This is a genomic window from Bacillus sp. 37MA (assembly GCF_000372765.1).
GTDB classification, from domain to species: domain Bacteria; phylum Bacillota; class Bacilli; order Bacillales; family Domibacillaceae; genus Domibacillus; species Domibacillus aminovorans.
The window spans coordinates 1671982-1683630 of record NZ_KB889752.1 but is presented as its reverse complement, the minus strand read 5'-3'; the positions used below and the strand labels follow the sequence as shown (position 1 = coordinate 1683630).

The 11649-nt window shown below is 40.6% G+C and carries 12 protein-coding genes; 10 read left to right on the top strand and 2 right to left on the bottom strand.

The features are described from left to right. The first annotated feature begins 189 nt into the window (after positions 1-189). The 3 genes from A3M5_RS0109480 to A3M5_RS0109470 all read left to right on the top strand — a co-directional run bounded on the left by A3M5_RS0109480 (position 190) and on the right by A3M5_RS0109470 (position 3733). On the top strand, positions 190-1620 hold the full coding sequence (locus tag A3M5_RS0109480) for an N-acetylmuramoyl-L-alanine amidase (protein WP_018393527.1): 1431 nt from the start codon (positions 190-192) through the stop codon (positions 1618-1620). A gap of 187 nt (positions 1621-1807) precedes the next feature. Next, on the top strand, positions 1808-3037 hold the full coding sequence (locus A3M5_RS0109475; RefSeq protein WP_018393526.1) for an S-layer homology domain-containing protein: 1230 nt from the start codon (positions 1808-1810) through the stop codon (positions 3035-3037). Between the two features lie 201 nt (positions 3038-3238). Further along, the gene (locus tag A3M5_RS0109470; protein ID WP_026221655.1) at positions 3239-3733 is read left to right on the top strand and encodes a CarD family transcriptional regulator; all 495 of its coding nucleotides are present in this window, start codon (positions 3239-3241) and stop codon (positions 3731-3733) included. A 195-nt stretch (positions 3734-3928) separates the two neighbouring features. Here A3M5_RS0109470 and A3M5_RS0109465 read toward each other — a convergent pair whose 3' ends face one another. Continuing rightward, positions 3929-4333: an SET domain-containing protein gene (locus A3M5_RS0109465; protein WP_026221654.1), complete on the bottom strand. Its 405-nt coding sequence runs from the start codon at positions 4331-4333 to the stop codon at positions 3929-3931. A gap of 187 nt (positions 4334-4520) precedes the next feature. Here A3M5_RS0109465 and A3M5_RS0109460 point away from each other — a divergent pair, with 187 nt between their 5' ends. Further along, positions 4521-5075 (top strand): TVP38/TMEM64 family protein, encoded by a 555-nt coding sequence (locus A3M5_RS0109460; RefSeq protein ID WP_018393523.1) that lies wholly within the window; start codon positions 4521-4523, stop codon positions 5073-5075. A gap of 34 nt (positions 5076-5109) precedes the next feature. Here A3M5_RS0109460 and A3M5_RS0109455 read toward each other — a convergent pair whose 3' ends face one another. Beyond that, the gene (locus A3M5_RS0109455; protein WP_018393522.1) at positions 5110-5496 is read right to left on the bottom strand and encodes a VOC family protein; all 387 of its coding nucleotides are present in this window, start codon (positions 5494-5496) and stop codon (positions 5110-5112) included. 122 nt (positions 5497-5618) lie between these two features. Between A3M5_RS0109455 and A3M5_RS0109450 the strand changes: the two genes are divergently transcribed. From A3M5_RS0109450 to A3M5_RS0109425, 6 genes are all read left to right on the top strand, one after another. Next, positions 5619-6734 carry an NAD(P)/FAD-dependent oxidoreductase gene (locus A3M5_RS0109450; protein ID WP_018393521.1) on the top strand — a complete coding sequence of 372 codons (1116 nt, stop codon included), beginning with the start codon at positions 5619-5621 and terminating at the stop codon, positions 6732-6734. A gap of 37 nt (positions 6735-6771) precedes the next feature. Beyond that, a complete protein-coding gene (locus A3M5_RS0109445; RefSeq protein ID WP_026221653.1) occupies positions 6772-7725 on the top strand; it encodes a TRM11 family SAM-dependent methyltransferase in 954 nt (317 codons plus the stop codon). 275 nt (positions 7726-8000) lie between these two features. Continuing rightward, complete coding sequence (locus tag A3M5_RS0109440; protein WP_018393519.1) at positions 8001-9005, top strand: permease; 1005 nt, start codon at positions 8001-8003, stop codon at positions 9003-9005. Between the two features lie 18 nt (positions 9006-9023). Further along, positions 9024-9905 carry a TIGR03943 family putative permease subunit gene (locus tag A3M5_RS0109435; protein WP_018393518.1) on the top strand — a complete coding sequence of 294 codons (882 nt, stop codon included), beginning with the start codon at positions 9024-9026 and terminating at the stop codon, positions 9903-9905. Positions 9906-10151: 246 nt separating this feature from the next. Next, positions 10152-10421 (top strand): hypothetical protein, encoded by a 270-nt coding sequence (locus A3M5_RS0109430; protein WP_018393517.1) that lies wholly within the window; start codon positions 10152-10154, stop codon positions 10419-10421. A gap of 162 nt (positions 10422-10583) precedes the next feature. Next, positions 10584-11576, top strand: coding sequence for a M23 family metallopeptidase (locus A3M5_RS0109425; RefSeq protein ID WP_018393516.1), 993 nt, complete (start codon positions 10584-10586; stop codon positions 11574-11576). Positions 11577-11649 lie beyond the last annotated feature (73 nt).

Below are 11649 nucleotides of genomic sequence, written 5' to 3'. Positions count from 1 at the left end.
ACTCATTATTAGAATAGCTGGAATAAAGCGGTCTGCATCGTGCAGATCGCTTTATTCTATTCATAAGAAAAAGAGAAGCAGTAAAAGTGAATCCTTTGTGAAGATTATAAACGAAGGTGTTAAATTTACGTTATATATGTTAATATATTCTAGGAATTAGTGGTAAATATTTCGAGTGGAGGCAGAAAGGTGAAAAAAAGTTTAATCATTGTTGGGTTAGCATTTTGTATGTTAATTACTCTTTTTGGAGTGAATAGAGCTGCGTATGCGGCGAATTTTGTCGATGTTCCAGATCGAGCGTCAAAAGAAGTGAACTATTTGTCGATAGGTGGAATTGCCAACGGATCGTCGGCGACGATATTTGGTTCTGAAAAAAAAGTAACGCGTATGGAGGCTGCTGCATTCATCGGCCGAGCGCTTCAGCTAGATGGCACAAAGCGTGTTACAAGCTTTAAAGACGTCGGTTCTGGTAGTTTTGCTTCAGGTTATATCCAGTCGGCTGTTGAAAAAGGCATTATTTCCGGCTATGAAGGTGGACGGTTTTTACCGTACAATGAAGTGACACGCGGAGAAATGGCTGTCATGTTATCAAAAGCATTCGGTTATAACTTTGGTGGGAAACTATCTGGTGCTGCGAATGCATTGACATCACGTGGTATTGCAAGTGGAGTGGCAGATGGCTCATTTGGTGTGGATCAGATCATTAAACGGGCAGATTTCGCTGTTTTTCTTGCCCGTGCGATGAACCCGGAATTCCGTACGAAAGAGTTTTCAAGTTTTACGAAAACATTATGGACGAATACAGGTGACTTAAATGTTCGTTCAGGTCCATCTACATCGTATCCATCTAAAGGAAAGTTAGCAAAAGATGTAAAAGTGATCGGTGCGCACAATATTGCAGGCTGGACTTATGTGAAATCAGACAGCACAATCGGCTTTGTGAGCACAGTTTATTTACGTGACACAGAAACAGCTAGTGCCGCTCAACCGCCGGTGACAGGAGCGGATTCCCGCCTTTCTAGTCAGACGATTATTTTGGATCCGGGTCATGGGGGCAGTGATCCAGGTGCTGTCGGATTTGGACTGAGAGAAAAAGATGTGGTGCTTTCGACAAGTTTAAAAGTGAATAAACTGTTAAAGCAAACGCCATTCAACGTGAAAATGACACGTTCAGATGACCGTTTCATTACGATTAATCAGCGTTCTTCTTTTGCAAGAAATAATGGCGGGAATATATTCGTCAGCATTCATGCAAACGCCGCCTCGTCGTCAAGTGCAAACGGGACGGAAACCATTTACTCTTCAGCTGCTAATCCGCATGGTGCAGATAGCAAACTGCTTGCAACAAAAATCCAGAATCGTATGATCGAAGCATGGAAACTGAAAGACCGTAACATAAAGAGTACGAGACAACTAGGCCGCAGTTTGGGTGTTTTAGATAATAATAGCGTGCCGGCCGCTCTCGCAGAACTTGCTTTTATCTCCAATAAAAGTGAGAATGACATGTTAAAATCAGACTACTGGCAGACGGTCATGGCGAAAGCAATTTATGATGGTATTTTAGATTACTATAAGGCAAAAGGCTATCAAGTCGACCCGCTTTACGTAGTAGGAAAATAAGAAGCGATGAAGGTTGTCCCAAAAGTCAGTGAATAACTGATCGGGGCAGCCTTATTTTTGTTTGAAAAGAATAATTTAGCGTTGTGCACGTTTCGAAAATACTAATAGTTTTCTATTTTATCTCCAAAACTTTCAATTTACTTGATAGAATAGATGTGCGAATATGGAATAGAAAGGAGATTTTCACATGAGAAAATGGTATCTAGTAGTAATGGCACTTATGTTGATCAGTCCAACACTTTTGCCGGCGAAAGCAGATGCAGCCGCGGCTGTCTTTGATGATGTTTCGCCAAAGCACCGAGCGTATGAGGCTGTCTGGAGTTTGGACTCAAAACGAGTGTTTGAACCGGATGAAGACGAGATGGTTCGTCCAGGAAAGTATGTGACGCGAATGGAAGCAGCGGTAATGCTCTCGCGCATTCTTGGACTGGAACGAAAGACGAATCACGCTGGATTTCGTGATGTAACGGTGCTAAATAAAAATTATGATGAAGTGGCAGCACTAGCAGAACGGAAAATTTTGCAAGGATTTACGGACCGGACGATGCGGCCGAATGATATTTTAACGCGGGCACAAATGGCGAAGTTAATTGTTGATGCGTTTGGTTATGAGCAAAAAACATCGTTTACACTGCCGTTTAAAGATGTGAAAACGTCTAACTGGGCGGCACCTTATATTGAGGCATTAGTCCGTCATAAGGTAACAGCTGGAACGACAACAACAACATTTTCGCCAGATAAAAAGTTGACGCGTGCTGAATTGATGATGTTTTTAGACCGCGCACATAAAGCGAAGCCAGTGAGTGCGTACAATAATCAAGAGATTTTGAGTTTAATTCGGGAAGTGCAAAATAAAGCGTCTTCGATTATTTATCATTATTTATATGTAAACGAACCAAATGGCAGCCGGCCTGCTTTTTCAACGTTTAAACAAGAGTTGACGCCTTTTGCGGAAGGCAAGATGCTTTCGATGATGGAAGAGTATTACAAAGTGACATGCACATATTGTGATTGGATCGTTTATAGTGAAGTATATGATTGGGGTTTGCCATATGAAATTATCGAGCGGAGCAATGAACGTATAACAGTAAAAGTCCGTTACCCGGCAGGCATGGATGAAGCAGCCTCAGAAACATGGACAATTGTGAAGCGGAACGGCCAATGGAAAATGAGTGAGCTTCCTAAATACACAACCGCATATGACGATCCATTTAATTTAACGGTGGCAGAAGCAGAAAAATATTTAATTAGTGCGTATGAAGATATATATAGTTATGAAAAATATCGTGAGTACGTGCAGAACATTTCATATATGAAAACAGATAGAAAGGGACATTACGAATTTTTGATTGAAACAAATGTGGATGATTACTATGTTTCCATCGATCCAAAAACAGCTACTCTGGAAGAATTGTAAAAGACAAGTCTGTCAGATAGAGCCAACTGCATATGCGGTTGGCTTTTTCGTTCTATTTATTCTCCGTTTTGCTTAATATGAACGTCATTTAAAAAATAAAAAATAATGATATAAAATCATTGACGTGAATAAATAATATGTGATATTATATTAAATTTGACAAAAAAATAATATGTGATAACCTTAATAGAGATAGCAAATCTGGAGGTGGATTCATTGTTTCAAGTAGGCGATGAAATTTTTTATCCGATGCATGGAGCAGGTGTCATTGAAGCCATAGAAGAAAAGGAAATCCTTGGGGAGAAGAAGCAATACTTTGTGATGACATTTACCATTAATCAATTGCAAGTGATGATTCCTTTGGAGAAAATGCAACAGTCATCGATCCGAAGGGCTGTTGATATACGGACAATGGAAAGCATTTTACGCTTTGTTCATCATGGAGAATCTGGAGAATCACTCTCGTATAAGGAGAGATATAAGGTGAACATGGAGAAAATGAAAACAGGTAAAACGAAAGAATGTGCGGAAATCGTACGCGATTTAACACGTATGGATAAAGAAAAGGCACTGAATTCAAGTGAAAAGGTCATGCTGCGTAATGCAAGAAAATACTTAATTAGTGAAATGGGATTAATTAACGGGATCACGGAAAATGAAGCAACTGATTTATTGAACTATCGAATTGCGAACTAGAAACATCAGGCTGTACGTTTCTTTTGAAATAAATAATCGATTGTGTACTCTTTTTAACAATCAGCCGAAAAGCTTTTTTTTATGTGTATCACCATAAAAGTATAGTCATGAATGAGAAAAAGCCCTAAAACCGGGCGATTATTTATACGTCCCGGTTTTAGGGCTTTCTTCGTTAAGCGAGAGTAAGGGCTACGATCACTTATCGGATTCGTCTTTGTTATCCGTCTCTTCATTAAACCATAGTGGATCTTGGTTATCGACTTCACCATTGTAGTTGATCAAGATCTCTTCTCCTGCTTTTATATCTGTGTAAGCATAGAAGTCAAATGTATGGTTATTAAAGTTAATATCATACGTGGCATTCGGCGTATAGGAATGGTTAAACAGCATGCCATAGCCTAATACGAAAGCGGTATGGTTTTGGCCGTATTCAAACGCATAGTCATCAAGAAGTGTTTTTTCGATATGAACGTGCTGCTCATTCGGATACGGAATAACGGGTGCTTCGTGCAGCAACTCACCTTTTGCGATATCACGTTTCGCAAATACTCCTCTATTGAATTCCCCATCGCTGAGCGTGGAAGTTTTAATCTCAATCATGTTCGTCACCTTCGCGTTCTTTTTCCAAAGTATTTGATCTTTTAAGGATGACAGTTGATCCGGCTGAATGCAAGTATTTTCATTTGTTAACAAGAACATTTTTATGAATGTTTCATTTTGTAGAGGAGCATCTTCTGTTAAAACCGGTATAATGAAAAGAAAGATGAAAAAGAAAGGGGGGATCAACATGAACAGTGTAGAATTATGGATCGCGCGTGTCATCGAGCAAGCAGGCTGGATCGCGCCCATACTTTTTATTTTATTACATTTGCTGCGTCCCATTCTTTTTGTACCGGTCGTCGTCGTTTGTGTAGCTGGCGGGTACTTATTTGGATTTGTGAACGGCACACTTTATTCCATTATCGGCTTATCGCTCATGAGCGCGGCTTTTTATAAAGTAGTCAATCTTTTTCCATCTGTACGAGAAAAGTTGCTTACACTAAAAAGAAAAGTGTTCAAAGATCAAAAGGTGACGGTTGGGCAAGTGATGATTTTGCGTATGATGCCCTTTATTCATTTTCATTTATTATCTCTTTATTTAATAGACATGACGAAATCGTACAAAGAGTATATGTATTATTCTGTTTTAGGTATTATCATTCCATCGATGGTGTATACGGCATTTGGTCAATCGATTACCGATATGCCATGGTATATATCGTTTTTATTTTTAGCCTGTTTAATAGGCTTGTATAGTCTACTGGGAAAATTAAATGAAAAGAGGAAATTAAAAACAAGGTAGGGAAGGAAAAACCGGATCATCCGGTTTTTCGCTTTTAGTGGGTCCGTTCAACGTGCAATTCGATCAAATTTCCATCTGGATCTGCGCAGAAAATTTGCGCGAAGCCGCTTTTGCTGTTCGGTTTCTCAAGCACAGAAATGTTATGGCTTTGTAACCAATGAAGTGTTTCACCGTAATCATGAATGCGGAGGGCGAAATGGCCTTCACGGCTTGATAATGATTTGTCAGCGCGAATTGTTTGCGACTTAGGGATAACAAGGAGATGGATTTGCTGCTCACCAGCCGCGAACCAAGCGCCTTCAAAGTCAAAGGGAGGGCGTTTGAGCTCTTGTAAGCATAAAATATCACGGTAAAATTGTTTCGCTTTTTCAAGATCGGTGACGTTGACGCCGATATGATGGATTCCTTCATATGTAATCAAAATAGAAGCCTCCTTTTTATTTCCATCATAGCATATGTCTTCTCATTGTTCGGCTTTTTTCTTATTCGTTAAGCTAAAAAAGGTATAATAGAAGAATCAAAACGGAAAAGGTGTTTTATTTTATGAAAACGTATATTGTCGTTGGATCGGGCATTCTAGGCGCTTCTACCGCTTATCATCTTGCAAAAGCAGGAGCGAATGTGACATTAGTCGATCGAAAGGATCCGGGACGGGCGACGGATGCAGCGGCGGGGATTGTCTGCCCCTGGCTTTCGCAGCGCCGTAATCAAGCGTGGTACACATTAGCAAAAAACGGAGCCAAATACTATGCTTCTTTAATTAAGCAATTAGAAGCTGATGGTGAAAGAGATACAGGGTATAGCCGAGTAGGCGCGATTAGTCTTCATACAGAAGATGGAAAACTGGATCAAATGGAAGAACGGGCATATAAGCGGCGTCACGAAGCTCCGGAAATCGGTGAAATTACTCGTTTAACACCGGCTGCAACGAATCGTTTGTTTCCACCTTTAGCCGAGCAATATGGCTCTGTTCATATAAGCGGCGCGGCGCGCGTAAACGGGAGGGCGCTCCGTCAGTCTCTTGTGAATGGCGCCAGAAAACAAGGTGCATCTATTCTTCAAGCAGATGCCTCATTAATCTATGAAGACAACATCGTCATAGGTATTAAGGCAGGAGAGAGGACGTTACGATCTGATCATGTGATTGTCACGGCAGGTGCCTGGGCAAACGAGCTGTTGCAGCCGCTCGGTGTTCGTTTTTTAGTAACGCATCAAAAAGCGCAAATCGTTCATCTCCATCTACCGGATACGGATACGAGTAGTTGGCCAGTTGTCATGCCGCCAAATGATCAGTACATTCTTACATTTGAAGGCGGCCGAGTTGTTGTGGGTGCCACACATGAAAATGGAACCGGATTTGATAACCGGGTGACAGCAGGTGGACTACATGAAATTTTTGGTAAATCGTTATCGGTGGCGCCAGGTCTCGCCAATAGCACGATGCTTGAAACGAGAGTAGGATTTAGGCCATTCACACCTGGTTTTCTTCCTGTGATCGGTGCAATGCCTGGTTATAAGGGATTGTTCATTGCGAATGGACTCGGTGCTTCCGGATTAACGGTAGGTCCTTACCTCGGTTCGGAACTGGCTAAGCTTGCTCTTGGCAAACGAACAGAAATCGACCTTCGTCATTATGAGGTAGCTGGAGCCCTTGAATAGTTGAATAAAAGTAAAGCATATATAAGGATGGGGAAATTTGAACAAAAATAGAAAGATACAATCGTTTATTTACACATACGCATTCAGTAAGGAAGAACGTTCGTTATGCCACATGGAAATGCGCTCGCTTTTTGGAATCGAATCCGAGTCGAAGCTTATCAAAAGCACAACCAAAATCGATCCGAGCCGGAGTCCGTTTATAAAGGAGCGGATTGACGTCATGTTTGAAGGGGACGGCCTGCCGGATATTTTAGAGCAAGTTAAGCAGATTCAATTATTTGAAGAGACATTCAAAGTCCTCTTCGTTAAAATTAATGATCTGGATCAATCGGAAAAAATAGAATATGAGGAGCGGCGTGTGATTGAGCGGGAAATAGGCATGCATATTCATGGAGAAGCCGATATTCATCATCCGGATCATTCGTTTGGCATTGTGACAATGGGCGGCCAGTGGTATTTCGGAAAATATCAGAAAAGCGAATCTGTTTGGTTTCATCACTTGAAAAAACCACGTGAATATTCCACGGCACTTAGCACAAGGGTAGCTAGAGCCGTCGTGAATATTGCCGTTCCGAACCCTCATGGCGTCCGGGCAATTGATCCATGCTGTGGAATCGGGACGGTATTGGTGGAAGCACTCTCTATGGGCATTGACATTGTCGGCCGTGATATCAATCCTCTTGTCACGAGCGGATCAAGGGAGAACATTGCTCATTTTGGGCTCGAAGGTGACGTAACGTTGGGCCCGATCGCCGATGTTTCGAGCAACTATGATGTAGCTATTATTGATTTACCATACAATCTTTATACGCATGTAACACGAGAAGAACAGTTCTCCATTCTCCAGCATGCGCGCCGTTTTGCTCAAAAAGTGGTCGTAATCACGATCGAAACTATCGATGAGATGATCGAAGAAGCTGGATTTGACATTACAGACCGCTGTGTGGCTAAAAAAAGCTTATTTTCAAGACAAATCATTGTTTGTGAATAACGCCATAAAGGGTTGTCCCAAAAGTCAATAAATAATTGACTGAGGGCAGCTCTATTTTTTATTTAAAAAAAGCTCACTAAAACGAGCCATTCGTCGCGAAAGGTAAGCTTCCGTAGCTGAGAAATCAATGAGGAGAGACATTCTTTTTTTAACGATACTTGTGAGGATTTAATCGTAATAATTACGTTTTAAACATCATAACCATGAACGTGCATATATCCAAAATACACACCTGAAAGGATTGAGTAAAAAATGAACGGAGAGTGGAGGGGCAGATGAATCGTTCAGTTCGGACTCATTTACTGGATGTTACAGGATTCATTGTGATTGCAGCAATTACTTATTTCGTTGTTTTTAAAGAGTTGATGAAGGTGGAAGGCATTACATTTCATATTCCGTCCTCTTTTTTGCAGCTAAATACGATTTTTTGGAGTATTTTAATTGAAGCGGTGCCGTTTGTTTTGATTGGCGTGTTAATTGCCGGGTTTATTCAAATTTTTGTGAGCGAAGATCGGATAAAGAAGTGGATTCCGAAAAATCGATTCGCAGCGGTGACGATGAGCTGCGTAATCGGAGCCTGTTTTCCAGCCTGTGAATGCGGAATTGTGCTGGTTGTCCGCCGGCTCGTCGCGAAGGGCGTTCCCATTTATGCCGGTGTCGGGTTTTTATTAACAGGGCCGCTTGTTAATCCAATTGTGATCTTTTCCACGTACATGGCGTTCGGAAATGATATAAAGATGGCTGGATTGCGAATGGTGGTCGGTTTTGCAGCGGCGATGATCATCGCTTTAGTCGTGAGCCTGTTTTTTAAAAAGAATCAGCTGAAAGTGCAGCCGTATCAAGAGACGATACGTGAACCGAAACAAAAAGCTTCTTTTTTCGTGCGGATTTGGGAGATGCTCAAACATTCCATTGATGAATTTTTTGACATGGGAAAATACTTAATTTTAGGCTCGTTTTTTGCTGCATTTGTTCAAACGTACTTATCTGCTCAATCCCTTTTGCAGGCAGGGGAAGGGTGGGTTTCATCGACACTCGTCATGATGGGACTTGCTTACGTCTTGTCCCTTTGTTCGGAAGCAGATGCGTTTATCGGCGCCTCCTTCCGTCATATGTTCCCAACGTCTTCCATTCTTGCTTTTTTAATTTATGGTCCAATGATTGACCTGAAAAATACGTTCATGCTGGTAAGTGTCTTTAACATGAAATTTGTCATCAGTTTAATTGTATTGATTACGATCACTGTTTTTACATGTGTCAGCTTCTTAACCTGGTTGTAACAGGAGGAAAAAACGCTTATGACATTTCATTTACAGCAAGCCTTCAGGGCTGTTATATTAGCTGCTTTCGCCTGTTTTATAATGAATCTTCATTTAAATGGAGATATTGAAAAATATGTAAATCCCAAATATGATCTGTTCAGCCAAACGGCCGCTTATATATTTTTCTTGCTTTTTATCATTCAGTTTTTTCGAATATGGAGCAGAAAGAATAAGCATGAACACCATTGTCATCATGGATGCAGTCATGATCACGGTCATTCCAGATCGCCAGTTAAAAAAGTTATCACGTATTCCATTTTGACCTTCCCATTAATAACCGGTTTTTTATTACCACCGCAAACACTAGGTGCGGAGGTTGCAGCTAAAAAAGGGACCGTTTTGACGTCGAAAACAGCCGGATTTCAAATGCAAGGAGAAACAGAACTTGATCCATCTCTTTATGTTCATGAAGGAGTAGTTGTCGATCGAAAAGAAATAAAGCAAGGAGAATATGACGAAAACATGAAGCGTTTAGACAATGACCATGTCATCAATATGGAAGATGAGGTGTTTGAACCGTATTACGGGCAGATCAACGCAGAACTTGAAAAATATATCGGCCGAACTGTGAAGATGAAGGGCTTTGTTTATAAAGAGGAAGGTTTCCAATCCAATCAGCTTGCCCTGACGCGATTTTTAATTACGCATTGTATTGCAGATGCAAGCAGTATTGGATTTTTAACGGAGTTTGACGAAGCTTATACAGTAGAACAGGATACATGGCTAGAAATAGAAGGAATAATTAAAGTTACACAGTACGACGGTTTTAAGATGCCGATATTGAAAGTCACTTCATGGAAAATAATATCGGAACCAGACGAGCCATATGTGTATCCGGTGTATATCAAAATAAAATAAAAGACTGTTTCTCTCTTAGCTAAAAAATACAAATACAGCCAAAATCACAGCCTTTCTTTCTTCAAAGAAAAAGGCTTTTTGTTATGTTGATGATAAAATAATTAAAACAAATAACAGTATATGTATAATTCAAATAAAAAAACCAAAATAATCAAATAATCAACGAGTAAACAGATATTTGTATAGAACGATTTTTTTACGGGCATAACGATAGAGAGAAATTTTTGAAAAGGTGGCTGAAAAAGAATGACATTAAAACTAGTGAAAATTGTCCGCACAAATCCGGTTTATAATAAGTGGTATGAACAAAACTTAAACGAAACGTTTCATGTGATGGATGACGGGAGGGAGAGATATATTGTTATCTGGCCAGCATTTGAGCGCCGAAATCGGCGTAGTATCCCAAAAAGTCTTTGTGAAGTAGTGGAAGGTGAAGAGAACGACGTCCTAAATAATCCCGTTGCACGCGATTATTTAGGAGAATGGGCTCAGCCGCTTGAAGGAGAAAAATGGTGAATAATAACGAAACACATTGTGTTCAATGTGTGTAAAATATTAGATAACCCCTAAAAATAATCTATTTGAAGGGGTTTTTTGTCGCCAATAAAAGGATTTATGAAACAAACCGAATTAGGGAAGTCTAGGGGGAGATATTTAAAAAAAAAGGAGGTTTTACGTGTGCATCGATCGTTTTTATTGTTGCCTTCTTTGATCGCATTCATCTTTCTTTTTACCTCTGTTGTTTTAGCTGAAGAGCAGCCAACGAGAGAGGAGCAACTGAATGCACGGATGGGATATTATATAAAGTATGAGAGCATTATGTTACCGTGGTATTACTTGGCCGCAGTGGATCAGTTTGAACGTAATATTCAACAAGTGCGCACGGACATTCCTGAAAAAGAAGGCGTTATCGCTATTCAATTTTCAGATGAGGTATGGGCAGGGATGCTTAATCCAAATAAAGAAGATACGGTCCCCCGATCCATCACTTTCTTTAACGGAAAAGGACGGGATGGTAATCAAGATGGCATTGCGGATCCGGACAACGATGACGATGTGATGTATACGATGGCTGCCTACTTAAGTGAATATGGACATACAGAAAAAAATGTTAAAAAAGCGTTAATGGATTATTATGGGCGTAAACAAACGGTCAATCAAATTATGACCATTGCGAAAATTTATCAACATTTCCAAAAAATACATTTGGATGAGCATGCTTTTCCTGTTCCTGTTGAACATAACTTTAGTTACCGGGGCACATGGGGAGCAAGTAGAGGATGGGGAGGCCGCCGGATACATGAAGGGACCGATTTATTTGCGGATTACGGCGTCCCTGTGCGGGCGACATCATACGGAATCGTTGAAATAAAAGGGTGGAATAAATATGGAGGCTGGCGAATTGGTATTCGCGATATTCACAATACGTACCATTATTTCGCTCATTTAGCTTATTTCAGTAAAGAGATTAAAAAAGGAGATATCGTTAAACCGGGAGATGTGATTGGATACGTTGGCAGCTCTGGATACGGAAAAAAAGGGACGTCTGGTCAATTTCCTCCACATCTTCACTATGGCATGTATAAAGATAACGGCCGGAATGAATGGGCATTTGATCCGTATCCATCTCTAAAGCTTTGGGAAAAGCAGGAACGGGAGGCTCGCAAGTAAGCTTCCAAGTATATACACGACAAGAGATCGCTCTTGTCGTGTTTTTTGTATGTGCAGACTTCAACAGATTTAA

Excerpts from the sequence above, each read along its gene's own strand:
- A3M5_RS0109475 (WP_018393526.1), top strand. The coding sequence starts at position 1,808 with ATGAGAAAATGGTATCTAGTAGTAATGGCACTTATGTTGATCAGTCCA.
- A3M5_RS0109440 (WP_018393519.1), top strand. The coding sequence starts at position 8,001 with ATGAATCGTTCAGTTCGGACTCATTTACTGGATGTTACAGGATTCATT.
- A3M5_RS0109435 (WP_018393518.1), top strand. The coding sequence starts at position 9,024 with ATGACATTTCATTTACAGCAAGCCTTCAGGGCTGTTATATTAGCTGCT.
- A3M5_RS0109430 (WP_018393517.1), top strand. The coding sequence starts at position 10,152 with ATGACATTAAAACTAGTGAAAATTGTCCGCACAAATCCGGTTTATAAT.
- A3M5_RS0109450 (WP_018393521.1), top strand. The coding sequence starts at position 5,619 with ATGAAAACGTATATTGTCGTTGGATCGGGCATTCTAGGCGCTTCTACC.
- A3M5_RS0109465 (WP_026221654.1), bottom strand. The coding sequence starts at position 4,333 with ATGATTGAGATTAAAACTTCCACGCTCAGCGATGGGGAATTCAATAGA.
- A3M5_RS0109460 (WP_018393523.1), top strand. The coding sequence starts at position 4,521 with ATGAACAGTGTAGAATTATGGATCGCGCGTGTCATCGAGCAAGCAGGC.